24 protein-coding genes and 1 tRNA gene are annotated in these 26,182 nt (G+C 60.4%); 11 read left to right on the top strand and 14 right to left on the bottom strand.

Going from position 1 to position 26,182, the window contains the following annotated elements; translation table 11 throughout:
• Positions 1–9: 9 nt before the first annotated feature.
• The 3 genes from RAK1035_RS04595 to RAK1035_RS04585 form a co-directional block, all read right to left on the bottom strand.
• A tRNA-Gly gene (locus RAK1035_RS04595) sits at positions 10–83 on the bottom strand.
• Positions 84–171: 88 nt separating this feature from the next.
• The gene (locus RAK1035_RS04590) at positions 172–1,095 is read right to left on the bottom strand and encodes a hypothetical protein (RefSeq protein ID WP_008279774.1); all 924 of its coding nucleotides are present in this window, start codon (positions 1,093–1,095) and stop codon (positions 172–174) included.
• Between the two features lie 87 nt (positions 1,096–1,182).
• Complete coding sequence (locus tag RAK1035_RS04585) at positions 1,183–2,229, bottom strand: Glu/Leu/Phe/Val family dehydrogenase (RefSeq protein ID WP_008279772.1); 1,047 nt, start codon at positions 2,227–2,229, stop codon at positions 1,183–1,185.
• A 119-nt stretch (positions 2,230–2,348) separates the two neighbouring features.
• Between RAK1035_RS04585 and RAK1035_RS04580 the strand changes: the two genes are divergently transcribed.
• Both RAK1035_RS04580 and RAK1035_RS04575 read left to right on the top strand, forming a co-directional pair.
• Entirely contained in the window at positions 2,349–2,804 is a 456-nt protein-coding gene (locus RAK1035_RS04580; RefSeq protein ID WP_008279771.1) for an Lrp/AsnC family transcriptional regulator, read from the top strand.
• Between the two features lie 3 nt (positions 2,805–2,807).
• A complete protein-coding gene (locus RAK1035_RS04575) occupies positions 2,808–3,968 on the top strand; it encodes a geranylgeranyl reductase family protein (RefSeq protein WP_008279770.1) in 1,161 nt (386 codons plus the stop codon).
• A gap of 38 nt (positions 3,969–4,006) precedes the next feature.
• Here the strand turns inward: RAK1035_RS04575 and RAK1035_RS04570 are convergent, their stop codons facing one another.
• From RAK1035_RS04570 to RAK1035_RS04540, 7 genes are all read right to left on the bottom strand, one after another.
• A complete protein-coding gene (locus tag RAK1035_RS04570) occupies positions 4,007–5,152 on the bottom strand; it encodes an iron-containing alcohol dehydrogenase (protein ID WP_008279769.1) in 1,146 nt (381 codons plus the stop codon).
• Positions 5,149–6,552, bottom strand: coding sequence for an aldehyde dehydrogenase family protein (locus RAK1035_RS04565; RefSeq protein WP_008279768.1), 1,404 nt, complete (start codon positions 6,550–6,552; stop codon positions 5,149–5,151). Before RAK1035_RS04565 ends, RAK1035_RS04570 begins: the two co-directional genes overlap by 4 nt.
• Before the next feature lie 52 nt (positions 6,553–6,604).
• A complete protein-coding gene (locus RAK1035_RS04560; RefSeq protein WP_008279767.1) occupies positions 6,605–7,960 on the bottom strand; it encodes a glutamine synthetase family protein in 1,356 nt (451 codons plus the stop codon).
• A gap of 92 nt (positions 7,961–8,052) precedes the next feature.
• The gene (locus RAK1035_RS04555) at positions 8,053–9,087 is read right to left on the bottom strand and encodes a TRAP transporter substrate-binding protein (protein WP_008279766.1); all 1,035 of its coding nucleotides are present in this window, start codon (positions 9,085–9,087) and stop codon (positions 8,053–8,055) included.
• Between the two features lie 53 nt (positions 9,088–9,140).
• Positions 9,141–10,463, bottom strand: a complete 1,323-nt coding sequence (locus tag RAK1035_RS04550) for a TRAP transporter large permease (RefSeq protein WP_008279765.1) — start codon at positions 10,461–10,463, stop codon at positions 9,141–9,143.
• Positions 10,463–11,059: a TRAP transporter small permease subunit gene (locus tag RAK1035_RS04545; protein ID WP_008279764.1), complete on the bottom strand. Its 597-nt coding sequence runs from the start codon at positions 11,057–11,059 to the stop codon at positions 10,463–10,465. Before RAK1035_RS04545 ends, RAK1035_RS04550 begins: the two co-directional genes overlap by 1 nt.
• Positions 11,052–11,843, bottom strand: a complete 792-nt coding sequence (locus RAK1035_RS04540; protein ID WP_008279763.1) for an N-formylglutamate amidohydrolase — start codon at positions 11,841–11,843, stop codon at positions 11,052–11,054. The genes RAK1035_RS04545 and RAK1035_RS04540 overlap by 8 nt, the downstream gene beginning before the upstream one ends.
• A gap of 128 nt (positions 11,844–11,971) precedes the next feature.
• Between RAK1035_RS04540 and RAK1035_RS04535 the strand changes: the two genes are divergently transcribed.
• Entirely contained in the window at positions 11,972–12,838 is an 867-nt protein-coding gene (locus RAK1035_RS04535) for a MurR/RpiR family transcriptional regulator (RefSeq protein ID WP_037296881.1), read from the top strand.
• Here RAK1035_RS04535 and bhcR read toward each other — a convergent pair.
• Positions 12,810–13,652, bottom strand: a complete 843-nt coding sequence (bhcR, locus tag RAK1035_RS04530; protein WP_008279761.1) for an HTH-type transcriptional regulator BhcR — start codon at positions 13,650–13,652, stop codon at positions 12,810–12,812. The two genes, RAK1035_RS04535 and bhcR, sit on opposite strands and share 29 nt — an antisense overlap.
• Before the next feature lie 214 nt (positions 13,653–13,866).
• Here bhcR and bhcA point away from each other — a divergent pair, with 214 nt between their 5' ends.
• From bhcA to ugpC, 8 genes are all read left to right on the top strand, one after another.
• Complete coding sequence (gene bhcA / locus RAK1035_RS04525; protein WP_008279759.1) at positions 13,867–15,060, top strand: L-aspartate--glyoxylate aminotransferase BhcA; 1,194 nt, start codon at positions 13,867–13,869, stop codon at positions 15,058–15,060.
• Between the two features lie 12 nt (positions 15,061–15,072).
• Positions 15,073–16,041 carry a beta-hydroxyaspartate dehydratase BhcB gene (gene bhcB, locus RAK1035_RS04520; protein WP_008279758.1) on the top strand — a complete coding sequence of 323 codons (969 nt, stop codon included), beginning with the start codon at positions 15,073–15,075 and terminating at the stop codon, positions 16,039–16,041.
• Positions 16,042–16,109: 68 nt separating this feature from the next.
• Positions 16,110–17,273 carry a 3-hydroxy-D-aspartate aldolase BhcC gene (bhcC, locus tag RAK1035_RS04515; protein ID WP_008279757.1) on the top strand — a complete coding sequence of 388 codons (1,164 nt, stop codon included), beginning with the start codon at positions 16,110–16,112 and terminating at the stop codon, positions 17,271–17,273.
• Positions 17,274–17,284: 11 nt separating this feature from the next.
• Complete coding sequence (gene bhcD / locus RAK1035_RS04510; RefSeq protein ID WP_008279756.1) at positions 17,285–18,286, top strand: iminosuccinate reductase BhcD; 1,002 nt, start codon at positions 17,285–17,287, stop codon at positions 18,284–18,286.
• Positions 18,287–18,424: 138 nt separating this feature from the next.
• The gene (gene ugpB, locus RAK1035_RS04505) at positions 18,425–19,738 is read left to right on the top strand and encodes a sn-glycerol-3-phosphate ABC transporter substrate-binding protein UgpB (protein ID WP_037296877.1); all 1,314 of its coding nucleotides are present in this window, start codon (positions 18,425–18,427) and stop codon (positions 19,736–19,738) included.
• A gap of 37 nt (positions 19,739–19,775) precedes the next feature.
• A complete protein-coding gene (ugpA, locus tag RAK1035_RS04500; protein ID WP_008279754.1) occupies positions 19,776–20,657 on the top strand; it encodes a sn-glycerol-3-phosphate ABC transporter permease UgpA in 882 nt (293 codons plus the stop codon).
• Positions 20,658–20,677: 20 nt separating this feature from the next.
• Positions 20,678–21,514: a sn-glycerol-3-phosphate ABC transporter permease UgpE gene (gene ugpE / locus RAK1035_RS04495; RefSeq protein ID WP_008279753.1), complete on the top strand. Its 837-nt coding sequence runs from the start codon at positions 20,678–20,680 to the stop codon at positions 21,512–21,514.
• Positions 21,515–21,519: 5 nt separating this feature from the next.
• Positions 21,520–22,566 carry a sn-glycerol-3-phosphate ABC transporter ATP-binding protein UgpC gene (ugpC, locus tag RAK1035_RS04490; protein WP_008279752.1) on the top strand — a complete coding sequence of 349 codons (1,047 nt, stop codon included), beginning with the start codon at positions 21,520–21,522 and terminating at the stop codon, positions 22,564–22,566.
• A 25-nt stretch (positions 22,567–22,591) separates the two neighbouring features.
• Here ugpC and RAK1035_RS04485 read toward each other — a convergent pair whose 3' ends face one another.
• From RAK1035_RS04485 to pncB, 3 genes are all read right to left on the bottom strand, one after another.
• On the bottom strand, positions 22,592–23,932 hold the full coding sequence (locus tag RAK1035_RS04485; RefSeq protein ID WP_008279751.1) for a flavin monoamine oxidase family protein: 1,341 nt from the start codon (positions 23,930–23,932) through the stop codon (positions 22,592–22,594).
• 224 nt (positions 23,933–24,156) lie between these two features.
• Entirely contained in the window at positions 24,157–24,717 is a 561-nt protein-coding gene (locus RAK1035_RS04480; RefSeq protein ID WP_008279750.1) for a lysozyme inhibitor LprI family protein, read from the bottom strand.
• A 35-nt stretch (positions 24,718–24,752) separates the two neighbouring features.
• The gene (gene pncB / locus RAK1035_RS04475; protein WP_008279749.1) at positions 24,753–26,045 is read right to left on the bottom strand and encodes a nicotinate phosphoribosyltransferase; all 1,293 of its coding nucleotides are present in this window, start codon (positions 26,043–26,045) and stop codon (positions 24,753–24,755) included.
• Positions 26,046–26,182 lie beyond the last annotated feature (137 nt).

The following is a 26,182-nucleotide window of genomic DNA, read 5'->3' as shown; positions in this document are numbered from 1 at the left end:
ACGGAGTTTTGGAGCGGGTAACGGGAATCGAACCCGTAACTGAAGCTTGGGAAGCTTTCGTGATACCTTTTCACCATACCCGCCGCGGCGCTCTGGATAGCACCGTCACTTGGCCAGCTTCAAGCGAAAACTTGTGGGTCAGGCCTGTGCAAACGGAATGTCGGGTTTGGTTCACGCGCCAAAGCGGATTACGGTTTGCCCCTTGGGGGTGGTGCTGCGATAGACCACCGTATCGGGCAGGTGCAGCGTCAGCGGCACCTCAGCCTGTTCGGCACGCCACGGCTGTTTAAGGTCAAGGCAACTGGCCTCGGCGCCGGTGTAGTCACCGCGCGCTGAAACGCGGCGCAGATTGCCCAGATCCCGCGCAATTTCTTGGCCTGATTGCATTACGTGACTGCGGCGCAAAATCTCACGCCCCAGCCCCTCGGTTTGAGCGTCCTGACCCGGCAGGTCGGACCAGACCCCGCAAAGATGCGCACGCCCATTGATCGGCCGCAGTTCGGCGGCAAGGCGCAGGCCCCCACCGCTGCTATAGCGCCCCTCGATAACCTGCGATGCACTCGAAAGCGGCAGGGTGCGGCTGTTACGGACCAAAAGCGGGATAACCTCCAGCGCCGCACTCATCGCGCCGGTGCCGGTCTGGGCAAAGTCGATCTGCGGACCACTGCCGCCGCCACTGCTGCGGCTGATCTGCTTGCGCGGCATGAATACTTCGGGCATGCGGCCCGGCTGCCATGACAGAGTGGTCAGGATACATCCCGCTGGCGCACCCGCGTAATCAAGCCGTGGGGCGATCTGGGGCAGATCCCCCAGATTCTGCGCAATGCGCTGGCCATCTACATACACCGTCGCCAAGCGCACGATCTCGCGGGCGGCACCTTTGGTATAGCTCGATTGGCTCTCGCTCTCGGACCATACTCCGCACAGGGCGGTGCGCCCATCGGTCGTGGGGCGCAACTCGGTCGCAATGGTCAAGCCGCCACCGTTGCTGAAGGTGCCATGCGCGAGGCTCACTCGCTCACTGAGCGCGGTTTGCGCCTCTGCCCCCCCGACCAGTCCGACGATCAGGGCAAAAGTGATGGCGATCTGCGGCATGAGGTTCTCCGGTGCGGTTTATGCCAACCTAACAGCGCGCGCACACCGGCTCAATTGCAGTCATCCTTGGACAGGATGATGTCGGCGTCAGACCGCCACTTGCAGCAATTGTTCCTCAACCATCCGATCCGCGAGGGTTGCAGGGCTCAGGTCTTCGCCCGTCGCGCGCGTCAGGATATGCGCCATGCGCGCCTGCATCGCGCCCAGCCGCTCCTCGACCCAAGGCGCGCGTGGGCTGATCCGCAGGATTTCGGCGGCGACATTGATGATCCCGCCACCATTGGCGACGTAATCGGGCAAATAGAGAATGACGCGCGCGCGCAGGCGCTCTGCATCCTCGGGCGTAGCCAGTTGGTTATTGGCGGCACCACAGATCATCTTTGCCCCAATCTCGGGGATGCTCCGGCTATTGAGCACGCCACCAATGGCACAGGGCGCAAAGATATCCGCGTCAACAGCATGGATGGTGCGCGGATCGACCATGGTTGCGCCGAATTCGCGTACCGTGCTGTCTGCATGGGCCGGGTTCATATCCGCCACGCTCAGCTTTGCGCCCGCCTCGTGGAGCAAGTGGCAGAGATGCCAGCCGACATGGCCCAGCCCCTGCACCGCCACATGGCGACCGCTGAGGGTGTCTGTGCCCCAAAGCTGCGCCGCGCCGGCGCGCATCGCGCCCAAGACACCGCGCGCCGTCACTGGCGAGGGATCGCCACTGGCATGCGCCCCGCAATCCAGCCCCGCGACAAACCGCGTTTCGCGGGCAAGCTCAGCCATATCCTCGGGCGACATGCCCATATCCTCGGCGGTCCAGTAGCGCCCTTGCAGCATGTTGATCGCACGGCCCATGGCGCGCAGCAACGCGGGCGTCTTGTCGCGCGCGGGGTCCCCAAGAATAACCGCCTTGCCCCCGCCCAATGGCAGACCGGCGGCGGCGTTCTTGTAACTCATGCCGCGTGACAGGTTGAGCACATCCTCAAGGGCGGCGTCGTCACCCTCGTATACGCGCATGCGCAATCCACCCGCAGCCGGGCCAAGCCGTGTGGAATGCAGCGCGATAAATCCGCGCAATCCGCTGGCGTGATCCTCGACGCGGTAAACTTCCTCATGGGTGGGGCTGGCAAGACGTGTGAGCATGTTGGACTCCTCCTTGCCCGCAAGGTAAGAGCGGTCAGGCGCGATAAAACAGCAAACTCATGTCAATCGCGTGTGACTTTTGGGTGATATCTCTAACAACAGGGGGCAAAACAGGAAAAATGGATCGCATTGACCGCCAGATCATCGCCGCCCTGCAACGCGATGGACGTCAGCGATTGGCCGATTTGTCGACGGCAGTGGGCCTGTCGCCCACGCCTCTGGCGCGGCGCATCGCCCGGCTTGAATCCGATGGGGTCATCACGGGTTATGCCGCGCGCGTGGATCAGGAAAAACTTGGCCTGCCACTGAATGCCTTCATCTTTGTCGAGTTGGAGCACCACACCCGTGATGCGATCACAGCGTTTGAGAACCGACTTCGGCGGTTTGATGAGGTGATGGAATGCTACCTAATGACCGGCACACGCGATGTCCTTTTGCGGGTGGTGGCCGCAGACTTGAAAGATTTTGACCGGTTTCTTGAGGAAGGGTTGATGCAGACACCTGGTATCCGCTCCATGCGGTCAAGTTTCGCGTTGCGCACCATGATCCGGCGCGATGCGCTGCCAGAGGTCTGAGCGGTGCAGCGGTTCGATGTGATCGTCATAGGGGCCGGGCCTGCCGGTGCCTCGGCTGCTTATGTGGCGGCGCGTGCCGGGCTGCGCGTGGCCCTGATCGACCGCAAGACCTTTCCACGCGAAAAACTTTGTGGTGGCCTTATCACCGGACGCGCGCGGCGGCATTACGCCGAGATTTTCGGGCATGAAATGCCATTTGATCCACAGGACCGCAAGACTACGGTGGATTTCCGCTATCGTGGTCAGCCGGTGGGGCTGATCGAGGACGCGCCAGTCCTTTGCGCCACAATGCGCTGGGATATGGATGCGATGCTCTGCGGGCATGCGATGGCGGCTGGGGCGCAGGATTTTACCGGGCAGGCAGTGGCCGAGATCGACTGTGACGCGCGGAGAGTGACGCTCAAAGACGGCGCTATACTGCAGTATGAGGTTCTGATTGGCGCGGATGGTGTCAATTCCCAAGTGGCGCGTGCGCTCTTTGGTCAGCCATTTGACCGGCAGCGCATTGGGTTTGGGCTTGAGATTGAGGCGCGCGGCGCGCATCTAAATCGTGCGGGGCCAATCCGGATTGATCTGGCGGCGGCGCAATGGGGCTATGGCTGGGTTTTTCCCAAACGGTGCTCGACCACGGTTGGGGTGGGCGGTCTCTTGTCGGAGAACGCGGATATGAAACAGGCCATGTCAGCCTATTGCGAGATGTTGGGCATTGACGCCGCAGACCTGCACGTCAAAGGCCAATTCCTGCCTTTTGGTGATTTCCGCAAAATGCCGGGGCAGGGCGCCGTTCTGCTTGCAGGCGATGCGGCGGGGCTGGTTGATCCGATCACTGGCGAAGGTATCGGCTATGCCATGCAGAGCGGGCAATTGGCGGCAAAGGCGGCCCTTACGGCGCTGAACGCGGGGCGGCCCCAGACTGCACTCAGTCACTATCGCCGCGCGCTGCGCCCCGTGCATCGCGCCCTGCGAATGGCGCGGCTGATCCGTCCAGTGATCTTTCTGCCCGCGCTCGAGCCTGGGTTTGCCCGTGCCTTTCGACGTTCCTCCACCTTGCGCCATGAGTATTTGCGCCTGATGGCGGGCGAGGTCGAGTATGGTCAAATACTGACCCGTCTCGTGCTCCGCCTGCCCCGCCTTGGGCTACTGGCACTGCGCGCCCGTTTCTGACAGGGATGGAAGGATGGGGGACGCTGTCCCCCAAACCTTCAGAGTGCCGCTTTGAACAGCGCCGTCAGATTGGCCTCGGTCAGCGTCACCGGGTTGCCGCCACAGCTTGGGTCGGTCAGCGCATCGCGCACGAGGTCGGGAATCGCCGCTTCGGTCACACCGAGATCACGCAGGCTGCGCGGAATCCCGAGGCTGTCGTTTAAGTCCTGCACAAAGGCGCGGAAGCCGTCGTAGCCGCCGGTGATGCCGAGATATCCCGCCGCCCGGTCGAACCGGTCGCGGATCACGTCGGCGTTCAGATCCAGCACTGCTGGCATACAGACCGCATTGGTGGTGCCGTGATGGGTGTTGAAATGCGCGCCAATCGGATGGCTCATGGCGTGGATCGCGCCCAGACCCTTTTGAAACGCGGTGGCCCCCATCGCGGCCGCACTCATCATCTGCGCGCGCGCTTCGATATCCGTGCCATCGGCATAGGCGCGCGGCAGGTAGTCGATCACAAGGCGAATGCCCTCTAGCGCGATGCCCTGCGACATCGGGTGGTAATGCGGGCTAGAGAACGCCTCGACGCAATGCGCAAAGGCGTCAAGCCCGGTGCCAGCGGTGATGAATTTTGGCATGCCGACGGTCAGTTCGGGATCGCAGATCACGACCGTGGGCAGGAATTTGGGGTGAAAGATGATCTTTTTCGCATGGGTTACGGAATTGGTGATCACGCTGGCGCGCCCCACTTCCGAGCCGGTTCCGGCGGTGGTGGGCACGGCGATGATCGGCGCGATGGCATCCGCATCGGCGCGTGTCCACCAATCGCCCACATCCTCGAATTCCCACACGGGCCGTGTCTGCCCCGCCATGAAGGCCACGCATTTACCCAGATCAAGACCCGAGCCACCGCCAAAGGCGATCACCCCGTCATGCCCGCCTGCCTGATAGGCGGCAACACCGGCGGCAAGGTTGATCTCATTGGGGTTGGGATCAACTTCGGAAAACATCGCCCGGCCAAGGCCGGCGGCCTCGAGGATATCGAGCGCCCCCGCCGTGACAGGCAGGCCCGCCAGCCCCTTGTCCGTGACAAGAAGCGGGCGCTTGATCCCGGCCTGTGCGCAGGCGGCGGGCAGTTCAGCAATCCGGCCAGCGCCGAATTTGATCGCGGTCGGATAGGACCAGTTGGCAGTCAGGGTCATTTCGTCACCTTCTTGAGATGGTAGGATTTGGGGCGCGTGAGGTTGTGATAGCCGATCACCGACAGACCACCGCCGCGCCCGGTGTTCTTGCAGCCGGTCCAGCAGAGGCCAGGATCAAGGTAATCGGCACGGTTGAGGAAAACCGTGCCGGTCTCGATGCGGTCGCCCACCGCCTGCGCGCGGTCGACATCGGCGGTCCAGAGGCTGGCGGTCAGGCCGAATTCGCTGTCATTCATCAGCGCAATCGCCTCTTCGTCCGAGGACACCGGCATGATGCCCACCACGGGGCCAAAACTTTCGTCGCGCATGACGCGCATCTTGTGGCTGACATTGGTCAGGATTTGGGGCGTCAGATACGCGGCACCGTCGTCCTCGGGCATCGTGGCGATATGCGCCTTTGCCCCCATTTCCAGCGCTTCGGCCACCTGTGCACGCACCTCTGCGGCAAAGCGCACATTGGCCATTGGCCCGATAGTGGTTTCAGCGTTCATCGGGTTGCCCAGTTTGTAGGAATTCACCAGCGCCACGGATTTCTCGACAAAGGCATCGAACAGGCTCTGATGCACATAAATCCGCTCGATCCCGCAACAGCATTGACCCGAATTGAACATCGCCCCGTCGATCAGCGTCTCGACGGCGGCGTCAAGATCGGCGTCTTCCATCACATAACCGGGGTCTTTGCCGCCCAGTTCCAGCCCAAGCCCCGTAAAGGTGCCCGCCGCCGCGCGCTCCATCGCGCGCCCGCCACCCACCGAGCCGGTGAAGTTGATGAAATTGAACGCTCCGCCCGCAATCAGCGCCGATGTGGTGTCATGATCCAGAAACACGTTCTGGAACACATCCTCCGGCACGCCCGCAGCATGAAACGCACGTGCCATGCGTTCGCCCACCAACAGCGTTTGCGTGGCATGTTTCAGCACCACGGTATTGCCCGCGATGAGCGCGGGCACCACGGTGTTGATCGCGGTCATATAGGGGTAATTCCATGGGGCCACGACGAAAACCACCCCATGCGGCACGCGCTTGATATAGCGCAGGAAGGTGGCATCTTCGCCCACGGCGATATCCGCCAGCGCGCTCTCGGCAATCGTTGCCATATGGCTTGCACGCTCGTTGAAGCCGCGGAATTCGCCGCCATAGCGCACCGGGCGGCCCATCATATGCGCCAGTTCCGGCACGATCTCGTCGTTCATCGCGCCCACGGCGGCGACACCGGCCATCACCAGATCAATACGCTCTTGCAGGGGGCGCGCGGCCCATGCCGCCTGTGCTGCCCGCGCGCGGGCCGCCACCGCTTGCGCCGCCTCCAGCGTCAGGACGGGGCGCTCAGCATAGAGCGTTCCGTCAATGGGAGAGATACATTTCAACATTTGCATGATCGCATCCTTGATCGCGGGCATGGTGCCCGTCCTTTTGTCGTTCCAAAAATACTCAAATCCGCGCGTGCGGCACTCAGGCCCGCTCGAATCCGCGCGCCACCTCGTAATCCGTGACCACGCGGTCGAAATCCTCGATCTCGACCTCAGCGGCACGGGCATAGTGATCTACGACCTCGTCGCCAAAGGTTTCGCGCAGAAATTGAGACTGCTTGAGGGTGTGATAGGCATCCCGCAGCGTTTCCGGGATGCGCCCCGTCTGGCCACTATAGGCATCGCCCGTCGCGGGCGGGGCCAATTCCAGCTTGTCCTCGATGCCCTTGATCCCTGCTGCGAGCATCGCCGCCATGGCGAGATAGGGGTTGAGATCTGATCCGCCCACGCGGCATTCGACGCGCACCGCCTTGGACCCCTCGCCACAGAGGCGAAAGCCCGCCGTGCGATTGTCCACCGACCACAAGATGCGGGTAGGGGCAAAGGTGCCCTTTTGGAACCGCTTGTAGCTGTTGATATAGGGGGCGAGAAAATAGGTGTAGTCGGGCGCGTATTTCAGCAGGCCCGCCATGTAATGCTTCATCAGTTGCGACATCCCAAGGCTGTCTTGGGGATCAAAGAACGCGGGCTTTCCATCCTGCCACAGCGATTGATGCACATGGCTGGACGAGCCCACGCGCCGGTGATCCCATTTCGGCAAGAAGCTGGCGGCATGCCCCTGCTGCCATGCAATTTCCTTGATCGCATGTTTGGCGATGGTGTGGTAATCGGCCGTATCAATAGCGGGGGCATATTTGATGTTGAGTTCCTCCTGCCCTGCCTCCGCCTCGCCTTTGGTGTTTTCGATGGGCAGACCGGCGGCATAGAGATGATTGCGGATGGGCCGCATCACATGCTCTTCCTTGGTGGTCTGGAAGATATTGTAATCCTCGTTATAGCCCGAGAGCGGCGTCAACTCGCGATAGCCGGATTTGCGGATGTCGTCATAGCTTTTCTCAAAGAGGAAGAATTCCAGTTCCGTCGCCATCATCGCGTCAAAGCCCATGGCCTCGAGCCGCGCCATTTGCCCCTTGAGCATGGCGCGGGGGCTGTGCGGCACCGGTGCATGGGTGTGGTGATCCAAGACATCGCAGAGCACCATCACCGTGCCTTCGAGCCATGGCATCGGGCGCAGCGTGCTCAGGTCGGGTTTCATCACATAGTCGCCATAGCCACGTTCCCAGCTTGTGGCGGCAAAGCCTTCGGGTGTGGTCATTTCCAGATCGGTGGCCAGCAGGTAGTTGCAGCAATGGGTCTCTTCCCATGCGCTGTTGACGAAATGGCCAGCGTGAAAGCGTTTGCCCATAAGGCGGCCCTGCATGTCCACAAGGCACACAAGCACGGTATCCACCTTGCCCGCCGCGACCTCTGCCTTGAGGGTTTCGAATGTCAGCCCCATGATGTGCTCCGTCTTTCCGTATCTGAACGTCTTTAATGGTTTCGGGTTGCGGGTAAAAGCGCCCCCCGGTGTGATGCCGGGGGGCGGTGTTATCAGGTATAGCGATAGGGCCGACCGGCCTTTTGCATGTCGGCGTTATATTTCTTGAAGATTTCGACAACCTTGGCCTTGGTCGGGCTTTCGGCGGCGATCTCATCCCAGAACACAAGGGCTGCATCCTCGACTTGCTGCCATTCGGCATCGGGAATCGTGGTCAGCTTCATCTTGTCCCCATTGACGCGCAGGCTGGCCTCGCCGCCCCAATACCACCACTGGCGATAGTAATGCGACTGGTCACAGCAGACCCGGAACAGGGTTTGCAGATCCTCGGGCAGTTCGTTCCAGCGGTCCATATTGGCAAAGAACGACCCGGCCCAAGCGCCCGAGATGTTGTTGGTCAGGAAATAGTCGGTCACATCGGCCCAGCCCACCGTGTAATCTTCGGTGATCCCCGACCATGCGATTCCGTCCAACTCGCCGGTCTGCACCGCAACCTCGATGTCTTCCCACGGCAAGGTTACGGGGACGACGCCGAACTGCGTCAGGAACCGCCCCGCCGTCGGGAAGGTAAAGACGCGCTTGCCTTCCAGATCCTTGAGGCTGTTGATCGGCTCTTTGGTGGCGAAATGGCAGGGGTCCCATGCGCCCGCGCTGATATGCTTGACGCCGACCTTGGAATATTCCTCATCCCAGATTTCATTCAGCCCGTATTGGTTGAAAAGTACGGGCACATCCAGGCTGTAGCGGCTTGCAAAGGGGAAGTAGCCGCCAAAGACCGTCACTTCGGTTGGGCTTGCCATGCTGTCATCGTCGGACTGTACCGCATCAATCGTGCCGCGTTGCATGGCGCGGAACAACTCGCCTGTCGGCACCAGCTGATCGGCAAAGAAAAGCTCGATCTGCATCCGGTCGCCTGCGATCTTGTTGAACATGTCGATGGCGGGTTTCACCACATGCTCGGCCAGCGCGGCCCCGGCATAGGTCTGCATCCGCCAAGTGATCTTGGATTGCGCCAACGCGGGTGTGGCGAGCGGAGCGGCCAGCGCGCCCGCTCCAGCAGCGGTCAGAAACTTGCGTCTTGTGGTCATCGTCTTCTCTCCTTGTTGTGAAATCCGGCCCCTGTCCAGGGCTCTTCTCGGGGTTATTTTCCGTAAACATACTCTGGCAGCCAGAGGGCGATTTGCGGGAACACCATCACCAGAACCAGCGCCAGCACCATCACGCCGACAAATGGCACAATCGAGCGATAGATGTCGCGCAGGCTGATTTCCGGTGGTGCCATGGCCCGCATGAGAAAGAGGTTATAGCCAAAGGGCGGTGTCATGTAGGCAATTTGCGTGGTGATTGTATAAAGCACGCCATACCAGATCAAATCAAAGCCAAGCGCGCCCACCAGTGGCACGTAAAGCGGTGCGACAATCACCAGCATCGCGGTGTCATCCAAAAACGTGCCCATCAAGATGAACGAGAGTTGCATCAGGATCAGGATCATCCACGGGCTGAGATTCAATTGCTCGGTAAAGAGATATTCAATCGCCTTGACCGCGCCCAATCCGTCGAACACCGCACCAAAGCCCAAGGCGGCCAGAATGATCCACATGAACATGCACGAAATCGCCAGCGTGTTGCGCACCGAGGTCTCGAACACCTCTCGCGTCATCCGTCGCTTGAGCACCGCCGCCACAAAGGCTGCCATCGCGCCAATTGCCGAGCTTTCCACAAGGCTTGTCCAACCTTTCACAAAGGGGATCATCATCGTGGCAAAGATCACCAGTGGCAGCAGGCCCGCGCGCAACAACCGCAGCTTTTCCGCCAAGGGCACATTGCGCTCTTCCTCTGGCAGCACCGGACCAAGCTCGGGCTGAATCCGGCAGCGCACATAGATGTAGATGATGAACATTGTGGCCATCATCAGCCCCGGCAGAACCCCCGCCAGCCACAATTGCCCCACCGGTTGCCGTGCGATCATTGCATAAAGCACCAGCACCACCGACGGTGGCACAAGGATGCCAAGGGACGAGCCCGCCTGAATGACCCCGGTCACCATGATCTTGTCATAGCCGCGCCGCAACAGCTCTGGCAGGGCTATGGTGGCCCCAATCGCCATGCCCGCCACGGATAGGCCGTTCATCGCGGAAATCAGCACCATCAAGCCAATCGTACCAATCGCCAAACCGCCCCGTACCGGCCCCATCCAGACATGGAACATCTTGTAGAGATCATCTGCGATCTTGGATTCCGACAGAACGTAGCCCATGAAAATGAACATCGGCAGCGTCAGCAGCGGATACCACTTCATCAGCTTCATCGCGCTGGCAAAGGGCACATCCACCCCGCCCACACCCCAGAGCAGCATTGCCGCCGCCGCGCCCACAAATCCGATGGCACCAAATACCCGCTGCCCGGTCATGAGCATCAGCATCATCGAAGAAAACATCAAGAGGGCGATCATTTCATAGGGCATCAGACCGCCTCGCCTTTTAGCCTAAGGATGTCGCGGCAAAGCTCTGCAAGTGCCTGCAACAGCATCAGGAATACGCCAAGGCACAGAACGGCCTTGATCGGCCAGATCAGAGGCCGCCACGCGGTCGAAGACCGTTCCATGAAGCCGAACATCTCGCCCGCCGCCGTTGGCCCTTGGGTCACGAGCGTCTTGAACACCTGCCAGAACCACGAAAACGGCTCTGTCCCGAAATACCCCAGCGAATAGGCGGTAGAGCCTACAGCGCCATAGAGCAGCACCCCCAGATAAAACAGCAGGAAGAAGACCGTAAAGGCATCCACCCACGCCTTTGTGCGGACGGACCAAGCCCCGTAAAACAGGTCCATGCGCACATTGCTGCCCAGTTGGATCGAATAGGGCGCGCCCAGAACGTAATAGGCCACCATCACGAATTGCGCGGTTTCCAGCGTCCAGAGCGAGGGGTTGAAGAATGTCTTGGACACTGACGACCACAGTAGCACGCCGATCAGCACGAAAATCAGATACATCGCGACCCGCCCGATAAAGCGGTTCATGGCGTCAATGGCGCGAATATAGGCCCAAACGATCCTAGGCATGGGCGCCCCCTTTGACGGTCTCACCAAGAACGTTCAACGCCGGACGCAGCAGGGTCAAAACCTCATTCGCGAGGTGGGCTTGGCTTTCCGCACCTTGCAACAGGTCATTTCGGATTTCGATCATCACATTGGGCAGATCATGTGCCAGCCCGTGCAGTTGTAGCGAATGGGTGACGCCATCCTCTGGCCCATAGGGATCATTGCGGCGGATCACGCGGTGGGGCAGGCGGTGCGCTTCAGCCAGCATGGCATCGGCCAGGCGCGTGTCGCTGTCATGCAAAATGCCGATCTCGCAGTCACGCTGCGCTCCGAACCATACCGGCGAAAAGCTGTGGATGGTAACCAGCGCTGTCGCCAGCCCAGCCGTTTTGCGTGCGCAGATTACTTGGCGAACCGCGCTGCAAAACGGCGTATAGACCTGCGCCACCCGTTGGGCGCGTTCCGCGGCGCTCAGCCCACGATTGCCCGGCACCTCGATCACCTCAGAGCGGTCGGGCATCGCACTTGTCGCCTCGGGCGGGCGGTTGCAATCATAGACGAGGCGCGACACGGTGGCGGCCACCATTGGTGAGCAAAGCGCCTCCGCCAGCTGTACCGCTACCGCGCGTGCGCCGGGATCCCAGGCCGCATGGCTGCTGCGCGCCTCTGCACTCAGCCCAAGCCCGCCATACTGCGCGGGGATGACATTCGAGGCATGCTCGCACAGGATCAGAACCGGCCCATTGGCCTGCGCACCGATCACCTCGACCACGTCAGAATCATCCCAGTTCAGATTGCGTGTCATGCGCCCCCCTGCGGCATTTGTAAAAATGTTTCCACATGGGGAAATTTGTGTCAATATATTTCCAGAAGGCATTGTCGGATTGCCATCCGGCCTGCCTGTTTCGACAGCACCCGTTCAGGAGCCGCGATGTGACCAAGCCCCCGCCAACCGTGCGCGACCTGATCCGCGCGCATTACAGCGCTCTCACTCAATCCGAACGCAAGTTCGCGCAGGCGCTGTTGGACAGCTATCCGGCGGCGGGTCTGGCCTCGATCACGATCGTCGCGGCGAATGCGGGCGTGTCAACACCCACCATTGCCCGCATGGTGCAGAAGCTGGGGTTCAAAGGCTATCCGCAATTCCATCAGGCGCTGCTTCGAGAGTTGGAGGCCAAGGTATCCGGCCCAACCCAACGCCGCGCCAATTGGGCGTCAGAGGCGCCCGCCACCCATTCGCTGAACCGATTTGCGCAGGCGGTCACGCAGAACATCGAACAAACCTTTGCCAATATCGACAGCGCCCGGTTCGATGCGGCGGCGCGCCTTTTGGCCGATACCGACGGGCGGCTCTATCTGGTTGGCGGTCGTATCACGCGGGCGCTGGCCGATTACGCCTTTACCCATTTTCAGGCCGTGCGCGGACGGGTCACGCACATGACCTCGTCCTCCGCCACATGGCCGCATTACGTGCTGGATATGGCCAAGGGCGATACCCTTTTGATGTTCGACATCCGCCGCTATGAAACCAGCCTGATGCGGCTGGCCGAGATTGCCACGGCGCGCGGTGTCCGCGTGGTGTTGATCACCGATCAATGGATGAGCCCGATTTCAGATCTGGCCACCCATACCTTTAACTGCTGGGTCGAAATCCCCTCGGCTTGGGATTCCAATATCTCGACCATGATGCTCCTTGAGGCGTTGATTGCCGCCGTGCAAGAAGAACGCTGGCCCGCCACCCGCGAGCGGTATGAAGAGCTGGATGCCCTGTTTAACGCGACCCGGTTGTTTCAGAAATAAGCACGCCCTTGCCAGCGATAAGATGGGTGATCTGCACCGCCGCCTGCGCCACTGCCGCACCAAACTCTGAAATCTGGGCATCACGAAAACGGCTGCTGGGGCCAGAGATCGACACGCCGGCACATGGCTCTCCACGATCGTTGAAAATCGCGGCGCCGATGCAGGACATGCCGTCATACCTCTCGTTGCGATCAAACGACCAGCCGCGCGTGCGGGTCTCTGCCAGATCATCAAAAAGGGCACGCGGCGTGATCAATGTCTCTTCGGTGAATCCCTTGAGGCCCGCGCCCTTGAGAAGCGCCATCAGCCGATCCTCGGGCAGGGCTGCCAAAATTGCCTTGCCGGTTCCCGAGGCATGCATTGGCGTGCGCGATCCGGGGGGAAAGAAGGCGCGGATCGGATTTTGCGTCTCGACCTGACCGATGAAAACCACCTCTGCCCCATCCGGTACTGCCAGATTGGCGGTCTCGCCGGTCTGTTCCATCAAGCGCCGCATCACCGGGCGGCCCGCATCCGCCAGATTGGTCCGCTTGAGATAGGCAACCCCTGTGCGATAGGCTTCGATCCCGATGGTCCAATCCTGTCGCTCTTCGTCGAACCGCACAAAATCGCGCTTTTGCAGGGTCGTCAGAATGCGATGCGTCGTGGCGGTGGGAATGCCGAGGCTGAGCGAAAGATCCGTCAAGTTCACCCCTTCTTGCCGCGCCACGGCGGTCAGCACGGACAGCGCCCGGTCTAACGCCTGCATGGTGCCGGCGCTGCTATCGGCGAATTGCGATTTCGGGCGGCCGCGCGCGCGTTTGGTCTGGGTCATGGTGGCGATTCCCTTGCTAGAGGTCTTGGTGGGCAATTGTATGCAGAATAAAAAATATTTTCATGTTATTCTTTGAATTAGATATGGAAAAATGAAAATCAAATAAAATCATGCATTTAGATATTTAATTAATAAAATGAAAATACTTTTCAAGAAAATTGCAAAGCGACGCGCCTCACGTCATATTACCGCTATCTCAGAGGAGGATGGTGCAATGTCAGATCAAAACCCGGTTTTCATCCCCGGCCCCACGAATATCCCCGACCGGCTGCGTCGTGCCATGCAGGTGCAGACACAGGATCACCGCTCGCCCGCGTTCGTTAATACGCTCGCCCCGGTTCTTAAGGGCTGCAAGACCGTCTTTGGCACTGCCAAGGGCGAGATCATCACATTCCCCGCCTCCGGCACCGGCGGTTGGGAAGCGGCAATCACCAACACCCTCAGCCCCGGCGACAAGGTTCTGGTGGCGCGGTATGGCATGTTCAGCCACCGTTGGATCGACATGTGCCAACGTCATGGGTTGGATGTTCAGATCATCGAATGCCCATGGGGCAGCGGCGCGCCTGCCGACCGTTTCCAAGAGGCGCTGAGCGCCGACAAGGATCACAGCATCAAGGCCGTTCTCGTCACCCATAACGAGACCGCTACCGGCGTCCGCTCTGATATCGCTGCCGTTCGTGGCGCGATGAAGGCGTCCAATCATCCTGCGCTTTTGATGGTCGATTGCGTCAGCTCGCTGGGCTCGATGCCCTTCGAGATGGATACATGGGGCGTTGATATCGCGGTCTCCGGTTCGCAAAAGGGCTTCATGCTCAACACCGGGATGGCGATCCTTGCGGTCAGCCCCAAGGCGCTGGCAATGATGGAAACCGCGAAATTGCCGCGCACGTTTTTTGATTTCCGTGATATGATGGGCGCAAATGCCAAGGGCGGCTTTCCGTATACCCCGCCGCTCCAGCTGATCTACGGCATGGCCGAGAGCCTGAACATGCTGTTCGAGGAAGGGCTGGACAATGTCTATGCCCGTCACACCCGGATTGCCGAAGGTGTGCGCCGTGCGGTTGCTGCTTGGGGCTTGAAACTGGTGGCACAGACGCCAGATCTGTACTCTGACACTGTCAGCGCGGTTTTCGTGCCCGAGGGCTTTGACAGCAACCGTCTGACAGAGCGTGTGTTTGGCACTTATGGCATGAGCTTTGGTGTGGGTTTGGGCGAGATGAATGGCCGCGCTTTCCGCATCGGCCATCTCGGGAGCCTGACCGAGTCGATGATGCTTTCTGGTCTGGCGACGCTTGAAATGGCCATGGCGGATCTGAATTACCCCGTTAAAATGGGGTCTGGCGTGATCGCTGCGCAGGAATACTATCGCGCAACCGCCAAGCCTGTTTTGGCCGAAAAGGCCGCGTGAAAGGAAGACTAAATGCTGGATCAACATAGTCCGAGCGACCTCACGATCGACCACGTGCGCGCCGCGCATGAGCGGATCAAACCCTATATCCACCGCACCCCGGTGCTGACCTCGTCTTATCTCAACGATCTGACCGGGGCAGAGCTGTTCTTCAAATGCGAGAACTTCCAAAAGGCGGGGGCTTTCAAGGTGCGCGGTGCCTCAAACGCGGTCTTTGGCCTCAGCGATGAAATGGCCAAGATGGGCGTGGCAACCCATAGCTCCGGCAATCACGCGCTGTCGCTCAGCTATGCCGCCGGGCGCCGGGGCATCCCGTGTCATGTGGTCATGCCCCGCACCGCCCCGCAGGCGAAAAAAGACGCGGTGCGCGGTTATGGCGGAATCATCACCGAATGCGAACCCTCGACCAGCAGCCGCGAAGAAGTGTTCGCCAAGGTGCAGGCAGAGACAGGTGCAGAATTCGTGCATCCCTATAATGACCTGCGCGTCATCACCGGGCAGGCCACCTGTTCGCTGGAACTGCTCGATCAGGTTGACGCGCTTGATGCCGTGATCGCGCCTATCGGTGGCGGCGGCATGGTGTCGGGCACATGCCTTACGCTGTCGAACCTCGCGCCGCATGTCGAAATCTACGCAGCCGAGCCAGAGCAGGCGGATGACGCCTATCGCAGCTTCAAGGCGGGTCACATCATCGCCGATGACGCTCCAAACACCGTCGCGGATGGCCTCAAAGTGCCGCTCAAGGAGAATACGTGGCATTTCGTAAGCCATAATGTCACCGACATCCTGACCGCCAGCGAAGAGGAAATCGTCGAGGCGATGAAGCTCACGTGGAAGCGGATGAAGATCGTGATCGAGGCAAGCTGTGCTGTTCCCCTTGCCACCATCCTCAAAAACCGTGAGGTTTTTGCGGGCAAGCGCGTGGGGGTGATCATCACGGGTGGCAACGTCGATCTTGATACGCTGCCTTGGATCAAGTGACCAATTCCCTTCGGCGCGCGATCCTCGCGCGCCGCAACTGAACAACCCGAATTCTGGGAGGATATCCGATGAAAGACACGATCAATCTCGACGCCTACGAAGTGGGCTATGACATCCCCGCCCTGCCGGGCATGGACGAGGCCGACATCCAGACCCCTTGCCTTGTTCTTGATCTTGATGCGCTAGAGCGCAACATCAAGAAGATGGGCGATTGGGCACGTGATCATGGCATGCGTCACCGCGTTCATGGCAAGATGCACAAATCCGTTGATGTGGCACTCCTTCAAGAAAGCCTTGGTGGTGCCTGCGGCGTGTGCTGTCAAAAGGTCAGCGAAGCCGAAGTGTTTGCCCGTGGCGGCATCAAAGACGTGCTGGTGTCCAACCAAGTGCGTGACCCCGCCAAGATCGACCGTCTGGCCCGCATGCCGAAACTGGGCGCGCGGACCATTTGCTGCGTCGATGATCTGACAAATGTGGCGGACCTGTCGGCCGCTGCGCAAAAGCACGGCACCCAGATCGAATGTCTGGTGGAAATCGACTGTGGCGCAGGCCGCTGTGGTGTGACCACCACCCCTGCCGTGGTGGAAATCGCCAAGGCAATTGATGCGGCGCCGGGCCTCAAGTTCGCGGGCATTCAAGCCTATCAAGGCGCGATGCAGCACATGGACAAATACGAAGACCGCAAGGCCAAGATCGACCTTGCTGTGGCGCAGGTCAAAGATGCTGTCGACACCCTCAAGGCCGAAGGGCTGGAGTGCGACATCGTCGGCGGCGGCGGCACTGGCAGCTATTATTTCGAAGGCAACTCGGGCGTGTATAACGAGCTTCAGTGCGGTTCTTACGCCTTCATGGATGCTGACTATGGCCGTATCCTTGACAAGGACGGCAAGCGTATCGACCAAGGCGAATGGGAAAACGCACTGTTTATCCTGACCTCTGTCATGAGCCACGCCAAGGCCGACAAAGCCATCGTTGACGCGGGCCTCAAGGCGCAGTCGGTCGACTCTGGCTTGCCGGTGATCTTTGGGCGCACGGATGTGCAATATGTCAAATGCTCGGACGAGCACGGCGTGGTTGCCGACCCCGATGGCGTGCTCAAAGTGAATGAGAAACTGCGCCTTGTGCCGGGTCACTGCGATCCGACCTGCAACGTGCATGATTGGTATGTCGGCGTGCGGAACGGTAAGGTCGAAACCGTGTGGCCAGTATCGGCACGCGGCCGGGCCTACTAAGGGCTGGCAGGATGAATACCCACAAAGAAGTGGCCGCCGACGGCTTCGTGATCGTCGGCGAGGAAATCTGCCAGAAGATTATCAGCCGGGCTGATGCCTTTGGTGCGGTCGAAGCGGTCTTTGCCGCCATGGCGCGCGGCGATGCCTATAACTTCCCCGTGGTACGTGAAGCCATCGGCCATGCCGATGCTCTTTACGGATTCAAAGGGGGGTTTGACCGCTCTGGCCTGTCGCTGGGCCTTAAGGCGGGGGGCTATTGGCCGGGCAATATGGACAAGGGACTGACCAACCATCAATCCACCGTGTTCCTGTTCGATCCAGACACCGGGCGGCTTTCGGCACTGGTGGGCGGCAACTACCTGACTGCCATTCGTACCGCCGCCTCGTCTTCGGTCTCGATCGCGCATCTCGCGCGCAAGGATGCGAAGGTGCTGGGCATGGTCGGCGCTGGCCACCAATCCGCCTTTCAATTGCGCGCCGCCGTCGAGCAGCGTGCCTTTGAAAAGGTCGTGGCGTGGAACCCGCATCCCGACATGTTGCCGCGTCTTGGCGCAGTCGCCAAGGAGCTGGGGCTGGAGTTTGAGGCGGTCACCCAAGAAGAGCTGGGCGCGCAGGCCGATGTGATCATAACGATCACCTCTGCGTTCGAGCCTCTGATGATGGCAGATTGGGTCAAACCCGGCACGCATATCGCCTGCATGGGGACAGACACCAAAGGCAAGCAAGAGGTGGATCCGGCGCTCTTTACCCGTGCCACGGTCTTTGCCGATGAAATCGCACAGTCGATCACCATCGGTGAAGCGCAGCATGCCGTGGGCAAAGGGCTGATTGCCGAGGGTGACATCACCCCCATCGGGGCAGTCATCAACGGCACCCACGGGGGGCGCAGCAATGCCGAGGAAATCACCCTCTTTGATGGCACCGGCGTCGGCCTTCAGGATCTCGCCGTGGCGTCGGTCGCGGCCAAGCTGGCGCGCGAGCAAGGGCTTGTAACGCCCATAACCTTGGGCTGATCCGCTTTATAACAGTTTGACGAAATTTGCACAGGCAGCCGTCACCACGGTTGCCTGTTCTCTTTTTACGTGTAGCTTGATCGCGCATGACGCGGCCGGGTGGTACGATCCAGGCCTGCGTTCCACAGGGAGGATCAGATGTCTAAATTCGCTTTTGGCGCCATGCTTGCCGCCACCACGGCGCTTGCGCCGCTTGCCGCTGCCGCACAGACCGAAATCCAGTTCTGGCACGCGTTCACCGGTCGGCTGGCCGAATTGCTGGATGAACAAGTGGCAGGCTTCAACGCCGATCAAAGCGACTACAAGGTCACGGCCACCCCCAAGGGCAATTATTCCGAGGCGCTCAACGCTGGCATCGCGGCATTCCGTGCGGGCGAACAGCCGCATATCCTTCAGGTCTTTGAGGTTGGCACCGCCAGCATGATGGCCGCCAAGGGCGCGATCAAACCGGTCTATGAGGTGCTGGAGCAATCGGGCCTGCCGTTTGATCCCAACGCCTATCTCGCCGCCGTCACGGGCTATTACACCACTCCCGAAGGGCAGATGCTGTCTTTTCCCTATAACTCTTCCACGCAGGTTCTCTATGTGAACCGCGATGCGCTGTCTGGTGCGGGCATCGACCCTGACACCGATCTCAGCACTTGGCAGAACGTTGATACGGTGCTGGGCCAACTCAAAGAGGCGGGCCATGCCTGCCCCTATACCACCTCTTGGCAGAGCTGGGTGCATCTCGAGAGCTTCTCGGCCTATCACAATGTGCCCTTTGCCACGCAGGCCAATGGGTTTGGTGGGCTTGATACAGAACTCGTGTTCAACGGCCCGCTTCAGGTGCAGCATATCGCCAAGCTGGGGGAATGGGCCAAGGACGGCAAATTCATCTACGCCGGTCGCCGCAACGAGGCGGGTGCCAATTTCCGTGGTGGCGACTGCGCGCTCTTTACCGAAAGCTCGGCTGGCTATGCAGGCGTCAAAGCCGAGGCGCAGTTTGACTTTCAGATCCGCCCGCTTCCCTATTGGGATGGGGTCGAGGGCGCGCCGCAAAACACCATCATCGGCGGGGCCTCTCTCTGGGTGATGCAGGGGCATGAGGCCGAAGAATACACGGCCGTGGCTGCCTTTCTCAATTTCCTCTCCTCGCCCGAGGTGCAGGCGCAATGGCATCAGAACACCGGCTACCTGCCCATCACCTCTGCCGCAGCCGAGGTGACGCGCGCGGCCGGTTTCTACGAGGCCAACCCCGGCACCGATATTGCCGTGACCCAGATGACCAGCAAGGAACCGACCGAGAATTCCAAGGGCCTGCGCCTTGGGTCTTTCGACCAAATCCGCGCCATCATCGACGAAGAGCTGGAGGCGGTCTGGTCCGGTGACAAGGACGCGCAGGCGGCACTTGATACGGCAGTGGAACGCGGCAACCAGCTCTTGCGCCGGTTTGAACAAGCCAACCGCTAAGTCAGGGCGGGGCCGGGCAACCGGCCCCTGACCGCAGATGGAAAAACGTGTCACCTTCAAGGGCTGGTTGCTACCGCTCTGCCTCATCGCCCCGCAGGTGTTCATCTCTGCGGTGTTCTTCTTCTATCCGGCAGGGCAGGCGGTGTGGCAGTCGCTCTTTATTCCTGATCCCTTTGGCCTCTCGTCGCAATTCGTGGGGCTGGGGAATTTCGAATACCTGCTTGGCGATCCCTATTATCGCGCGTCCTTTGTGACCACGGCGGTCTTTTCCACGCTGGTCACGCTGGCGTCGATGATCCCGGCACTCTTTCTCGCGGTCATGGCCGACCGGCTGGTGAAATCGGCGGGCACTTACCGGACGTTGCTGATCTGGCCCTATGCCGTGGCCCCGGCCATCGCCGGGGTGCTCTGGATGTTCATGTTCAACACCCGCGTCGGCGTGGTGTCGTGGTATCTCGGGCAGTTGGGCTATGACTGGAACCATGTGCTGAACGGGACCGAGGCGATGGGATTGGTTGTCGCCGCCTCTGCTTGGGGGCGGATCAGCTATAACTTCCTGTTCTTCTTTGCCGCCCTTCAGGCCGTGCCCCGCTCGATCATCGAGGCCGCTGCCATTGACGGTGCGCGCTTTTGGCGGCGATTCTTTACCATCGTGCTGCCGCTCTTGTCGCCGACCACGTTTTTCCTACTCGTGGTCAATATCGTCTATGCGTTCTTCGAGACCTTCGGCGTGATCCACACCATCACCGCCGGTGGCCCGCAGCAATCCACCACCATCCTCGTCTACAAGGTGTTTTCAGACGGGTTCGTCAGTCAGGATCTCGGCTCCAGCGCGGCGCAATCGGTGATCCTCTTGTTGGTCGTCGGTCTGCTCACCGTGCTGCAATTCAAATACATCGAAAAACGGGTGCATTACTGATGGCCCGCGAAATCACAGGCATGGTAGAGCGGCGCGGCCTTGGCCTCTGGCTCACGCATCTGGCGATGATTGCGGGCGTCTTGGTGATCTTTTTCCCAATCTGGCTGGCTTTCGTGGCCTCGACCGTCACGCAGCCCGAAATCGTGCGCCCGCCGATGCCGCTCTGGCCCGGCGACCAACTGATCGAGAATTACACCGCAGCCCTCTTTTCCGGCGTGAATGTGCCGGTGCTGAGCATGCTTGGCAATTCGCTGATCATGGCTGTGGGCATCGCGGTGGGCAAGATCATCATCTCGCTCACCTCGGCCTTTGCCATTGTCTATTTTCGTTTCCCGGGGCGCAATCTGTTCTTCTGGTTGATCTTTCTCACACTCATGCTGCCTGTTGAGGTGCGCATCGTGCCCACCTATGAGGTGATCGCAGGCTTTGGCATGCTCAACAGTTATCAGGGGCTGATCTTTCCGCTCATCGCCTCTGCCACTGCGACCTTTCTCTTTCGGCAGTTCTTTCTGACCATCCCTGATGAATTGGCTGAGGCCGCGCGCGTCGACGGCGCCAACCCGATGCAGTTTTTCTGGGATATCCTCTTGCCGATGAGCCGCACCAATATCGCGGCGCTCTTTGTGATCCTCTTCATCTATGGCTGGAACCAATATCTCTGGCCGCTTCTGATCACCACGGACCCCTCGATGAACACCATCGTGATGGGCATCCGCCAGATGTTTCCCTCGGGCGATGACGTCGCCGATTGGCCGGTGATCATGGCCACCTCGATCCTTGCGATGATCCCGCCGGTGGTGGTGGTCATCTCGATGCAGAAACTCTTTATCCGCGGCCTTGTGGACAGCGAGAAATAAACGACATGGCAACCGTAACCGTCGACGCTATCAAGAAACGCTTTGGTCCGACCGAGGTCATTCAAGGCGTCAGCCTAGATGTGGCGGATGGGGAATTCATCGTCATTGTTGGGCCCTCTGGCTGTGGAAAATCCACACTCCTGCGTATGGTCGCGGGGCTTGAGACGATCACCGAGGGGGAATTGCGCATCGGCGACCGCCGCGCGAATGATCTTGAACCGATGGACCGCGACATCGCCATGGTGTTTCAGAATTACGCGCTCTATCCGCATATGAGCGTGGCGCAGAACATGGGCTATGGCCTCAAGATCGCGGGCCTGCCCAAATCCGAGATTGCCGCCAAGGTTCAGGATGCCGCCAAACTCTTGCAACTGACCGAACTCCTTGATCGCAAGCCCCGGCAGCTTTCAGGCGGCCAGCGCCAGCGCGTAGCCATGGGCCGCGCCATCGTGCGCGCGCCCTCGGTGTTCCTGTTTGACGAACCGCTCTCAAATCTTGATGCCAAGCTGCGCGTTCAGATGCGGCTCGAAATCCGCGAACTACAGGCCAAGCTTGGGATCACATCGCTTTATGTCACCCATGATCAGGTCGAGGCGATGACCATGGCCGACCGCATGATTGTGATGAACGCAGGGCGCGCCGAACAAATCGGCACACCTTTGGATGTCTATGAACGCCCCGCCACGCTTTTTGCTGCGCAGTTCATCGGCAGCCCGTCGATGAATGTGCTCGAGGTCGAGGGGCGCGATGGCGCGCTCTGGCTTGGTGATGCGGGCTTGCCCAACCCCAAAGGCCATAGCGGCCCCGTCATGCTGGGGATGCGCCCCGAACATCTGACGCCTGATCCCGAGGGGCCAATCGCCATGCAGGTCTTGCTGGCCGAACCTTTGGGCGCCAACACACTTTTGCACGGCAAACTTGAGGGGGGGCAAAACTTTACTGCCAGCTTGCCGGGGGTGCATCAGGTGGCCCAAGGCGGTGCGCAATTGCGCCTTGGTATCGCGCCTGCAAACATGCATCTGTTTGACCACAAAACAGGCGCGCGGCTTTGAAAACCCGCCACTAGCCCTTGGGGTCTCAGATGTCCTTGAGAATGCGCCGCGCCACGTCCTGTCCTGACAAAACGGCCCCATGTGCTGTGCCGAAATGGTCCGCCGAACAAGCCTCGCCCGCAAACCAAAGCTGTCCGTCCCAGTCTGGCCCGGCCAGAGCGCGCCGCGTCGCAGGCGTGGTGCCGACGGCATTGAAACTATAGCTGCCATAGCTCAGTGGTTCTTGCCCCCACCGCGTTATCTGGGCATCCAGTGGGGCGGGAAACCCCGTGCCGAACATCCCGCGCAGCGCGTCATGCGCGGCGGCCAGGGTGTCACGATCACTGAACCCTTCAAGCTCGGTCGCCGGGTCTGCGGCGTTGAACCCGATCAGCACCGGCACCGCCATTGATCGCGCAAGCGAGACCCATTCCCCCCAGAACCCCGGTCGCGGGCCCAGCCAGCCGATCCAATCCACGTCCTGAGGCCAGTCTATGCGGTCAAACCGCAGAATGCATTTGTTCAAAAGACCCATGCGCAGGCCGTCGATTGCCGCCTGACGCGCGCGCGCCAAATCAGTGGCAAAGCGCACCCGCCCGGATTGCAGCACACCAAGCGGCAGGGTGCAGATCACCCGATCCGCCACAATCCGGCTGCCATCGGCCAGCTGCACCATCCCCGGAGCCACTTCGCGCACTGGGGCGGACAGCCGGATATCCAGCCCCTGCGCAAGCGTTGTAGTGATCTGGTCAAACCCTTGCGGAAAGAGCACATCTGCCCCGCCGAATTCTGCGCCCTCGTCCCCGTACCACGCCGACAAAAGACGCGCGGGGCTGCCGTATTCCTGCTCCAAGGTGCTGTTGACCAGATAGAGCACCAGACGCCGCAGGTTTGCATCGGCACTCTGCCACTCGGGCGATGCCTCCAGCGCTTGCATCACTGAAATGTCGCGCGTGCGGCTCTCGGTTGCGGCAAGGGCGCGGCGCAACAGGGTTTTGGCGGGGCGCATGTCCGGGTCGATCTCTGCGCCGTCTGTCGCCAAGAGGATCGCCGCATTGTAGCTTGTCGCGACCACGCGCGCGCCGCTCTGACGCGCCAGATCCGTCAGGGGATTACCGCGCTGCCCGTGTATCCAGCTTGCGCCAAGGTCCACCGGCATATCGGGCCATAGCCGCGATGTGCGAATGCGCCCCCCAACCTTTGCTCCGGCTTCTAGGACTGTGACCGTTTGTCCGGCATCATGCAGGGCCCGCGCGGCCGAGAGGCCCGCCAAACCGGCACCGATGACAACCGTTCGCGTGCCGTCTTGTGCAGATGCGCGGCCTGCCGCACAGGCGACCGCGCTCAATCCCGCCAGTACCGTGCGACGTCCCAGCCGGGCGCTCATAGGACCACTCCCGCAGCGACAGCGCCCCGATTACACCCGGTCTGCAAAAAGTTGGTCTTTCGCGCAAGAACTTGGATCATCACCGCATGCTTCTCAAACCGTCCTGTCACAGATATCTCGCTCTGATGTGCCTTGCTTGACGATACAGTATTTTGGGCGTTCGGCGAACCGGGATAAAACCCGCTTCTTGGCACTACGGTTTGATTGCTTGGCCGATCAGCGCGTCATTGGGCCCACCAACCCTCTAGCCTAAGTGCTTGGTGGGCGGTTTCCTGCATGTGGCAGGCCATGGTCGCAGGCCCGCCGCCCGTACCGCCCATCCATTGCGCCTGTTCATAGAGACAGGCCGCATCGCGAAATGCCATCCACGCGCGCTGCATTTCGCGCAGGCTGTTCTCTAGGGATGGCACGCTGGCGCCGATGCTGGCCATTTCGGCATCGCTCGCCCGGGCGGCATCCATCTTTGCGGCATAGGCCGCGTTCAGCCGTCCATCCCACAGCTTCAATTCAGCGTCGAGACAGTCAATCATGCCGATAGTCGTCTCTCCTCCGTCTGTCGTCATGCAGGCCTGCGCCGAGCGCCCGACGCAATCAAGCACCGCATGCCCCGAGAGGTTGGGCGCAAGGCGCTCGGCCTCGCGGGTACAGGCAAGGGTCGCATCGGGCAGGAAAACCGGCTCGGCCTGTGCCGCCCCACTGCTGGCCAAAAGCAGAGCGAACGCCAGTTGCCCCGCCCTGTGTCCGAAAGGCCCAATGATGTTAGTGCCTGGAATGCCGTTGCCCATGTGTTCATCACTCCTACGCCCGGATATGACACGCGTCAGACGACCACGTCGAACTCTTCTTGTGCGCCCACGCCAAAGACGCGCCGATACCTTGCAATCTCTTGGTTTGGTCCCATCGCTTTGCGCGGGTTATCCGACAGCTTGACCGTGGGCCGCCCGTTGGCCGCCACCGCCTTGCACACCAACGAGAACGGCGCCAAGGCATCATCGGGCGTGAGCCCGCGAAAATCATTGGTCAAGAGCGTACCCCACCCAAAGGAGCACCGGACACGCCCCGAGAACCGCTGATGCAGCGCGATGATCCTCTCCACATCCAGACCGTCGGAAAAGATCACCATTTTCTGCCGTGGGTCCTCGCCGCGCGATGTCCACCATTTGATCGCTGTTTCTGCCCCTTCCTCGGGCGCACCAGAATCGATGCGAATGCCGGTCCATCCCGCTAACCAGTCGGGGGCATTGTCGAGAAACCCACGCGTGCCATAGGTATCGGGCAGGATGATACGCAGGTTGCCATCATGCTCTTCATGCCAGTCCGACAGCACCTCGTAGGGCGCGCGCGCCAAGCCTGCGTCATCCTCGGCCAGTGCGGCATAGACCATTGGCAGTTCATGGGCATTGGTGCCAATCGCCTCAAGATCGCGGTTCTTGGCGATCAGGCAATTCGATGTGCCGACAAATCGGTTGCCCAAACGCTCGCTCATGGCCTGCACGCACCAGTCCTGCCACAGGAACGAATGCCGCCGCCGCGTGCCGAAATCGGCAATGCGCAGCCCCTCGATCGGGCGCAGATGCTCGACCTTTTCCCACAGCTTGGTCATGGCGCGGGCATAGAGTACCTGAAGCTCGAATTTCTTGAGGTGGTGCAGCACGGCGCGGGATCGCAACTCCATAAGAACCGCCAAGGCCGGGATTTCCCACAGCATCACCTCGGGCCATTTGCCCTCGAAGGTCAGCTCGTATTGTCCGTCCCGCTTCTCCAGATGATAGGGCGGGAGGCGCAGCGTCTCGAACCAATCCATGAACTCTGATGTGAACATGCTCCGCTTGCCGTAGAACATGTTGCCGCGCATCCATGTGCTTTCGCCCCGCGACAGCGACAATGACCGGATATGATCCAGCTGTTCCCGTAGCTCGCCCTCGTCCACCAGATCGGCCAATCGGATCGCGTTGCTGCGATTGATAAGCGAAAAGGTAACGGTGGTGTCGCGACGTTTGCGAAACACCGATTGGCACATCAAAAGCTTGTAGAAATCAGTGTCGATCAGGGATCGGACAATCGGGTCGATTTTCCATTTGTGATTATGCACACGTGTGGCGATATCGACCATTGGTGGCCTCCGGCGGGACAATTGCAGCGGTTAAATCAAAGCGGACGGGCACGTGCAAGGCGCATTGGTGGGCTTGGCCCCGACGCAAGGCCGCTGTTGCGTGGCTAGACACAAGAAATCAGGCCAATTTGGTAAAT

Source organism: Roseovarius sp. AK1035 (assembly GCF_003288315.1).
GTDB lineage: Bacteria > Pseudomonadota > Alphaproteobacteria > Rhodobacterales > Rhodobacteraceae > Roseovarius > Roseovarius mucosus_A.
The sequence above is the reverse complement of the archived record's forward strand: the minus strand, read 5'-3'. Positions and strand labels throughout refer to the sequence as shown.

Bases quoted from the DNA above. Each gene is read 5' to 3' on its own strand.
- RAK1035_RS04590 (WP_008279774.1), bottom strand. From the start codon at position 1,095: ATGCCGCAGATCGCCATCACTTTTGCCCTGATCGTCGGACTGGTCGGG.
- RAK1035_RS04585 (WP_008279772.1), bottom strand. From the start codon at position 2,229: ATGCTCACACGTCTTGCCAGCCCCACCCATGAGGAAGTTTACCGCGTC.
- RAK1035_RS04580 (WP_008279771.1), top strand. From the start codon at position 2,349: ATGGATCGCATTGACCGCCAGATCATCGCCGCCCTGCAACGCGATGGA.
- RAK1035_RS04570 (WP_008279769.1), bottom strand. From the start codon at position 5,152: ATGACCCTGACTGCCAACTGGTCCTATCCGACCGCGATCAAATTCGGC.
- RAK1035_RS04565 (WP_008279768.1), bottom strand. From the start codon at position 6,552: ATGCCCGCGATCAAGGATGCGATCATGCAAATGTTGAAATGTATCTCT.
- RAK1035_RS04560 (WP_008279767.1), bottom strand. From the start codon at position 7,960: ATGGGGCTGACATTCGAAACCCTCAAGGCAGAGGTCGCGGCGGGCAAG.
- RAK1035_RS04555 (WP_008279766.1), bottom strand. From the start codon at position 9,087: ATGACCACAAGACGCAAGTTTCTGACCGCTGCTGGAGCGGGCGCGCTG.
- RAK1035_RS04550 (WP_008279765.1), bottom strand. From the start codon at position 10,463: ATGCCCTATGAAATGATCGCCCTCTTGATGTTTTCTTCGATGATGCTG.
- RAK1035_RS04545 (WP_008279764.1), bottom strand. From the start codon at position 11,059: ATGCCTAGGATCGTTTGGGCCTATATTCGCGCCATTGACGCCATGAAC.
- RAK1035_RS04540 (WP_008279763.1), bottom strand. From the start codon at position 11,843: ATGACACGCAATCTGAACTGGGATGATTCTGACGTGGTCGAGGTGATC.
- bhcR (WP_008279761.1), bottom strand. From the start codon at position 13,652: ATGACCCAGACCAAACGCGCGCGCGGCCGCCCGAAATCGCAATTCGCC.
- bhcA (WP_008279759.1), top strand. From the start codon at position 13,867: ATGTCAGATCAAAACCCGGTTTTCATCCCCGGCCCCACGAATATCCCC.
- bhcB (WP_008279758.1), top strand. From the start codon at position 15,073: ATGCTGGATCAACATAGTCCGAGCGACCTCACGATCGACCACGTGCGC.
- bhcC (WP_008279757.1), top strand. From the start codon at position 16,110: ATGAAAGACACGATCAATCTCGACGCCTACGAAGTGGGCTATGACATC.
- bhcD (WP_008279756.1), top strand. From the start codon at position 17,285: ATGAATACCCACAAAGAAGTGGCCGCCGACGGCTTCGTGATCGTCGGC.
- ugpB (WP_037296877.1), top strand. From the start codon at position 18,425: ATGTCTAAATTCGCTTTTGGCGCCATGCTTGCCGCCACCACGGCGCTT.
- ugpA (WP_008279754.1), top strand. From the start codon at position 19,776: ATGGAAAAACGTGTCACCTTCAAGGGCTGGTTGCTACCGCTCTGCCTC.
- ugpE (WP_008279753.1), top strand. From the start codon at position 20,678: ATGGTAGAGCGGCGCGGCCTTGGCCTCTGGCTCACGCATCTGGCGATG.
- ugpC (WP_008279752.1), top strand. From the start codon at position 21,520: ATGGCAACCGTAACCGTCGACGCTATCAAGAAACGCTTTGGTCCGACC.
- RAK1035_RS04485 (WP_008279751.1), bottom strand. From the start codon at position 23,932: ATGAGCGCCCGGCTGGGACGTCGCACGGTACTGGCGGGATTGAGCGCG.
- RAK1035_RS04480 (WP_008279750.1), bottom strand. From the start codon at position 24,717: ATGGGCAACGGCATTCCAGGCACTAACATCATTGGGCCTTTCGGACAC.
- pncB (WP_008279749.1), bottom strand. From the start codon at position 26,045: ATGGTCGATATCGCCACACGTGTGCATAATCACAAATGGAAAATCGAC.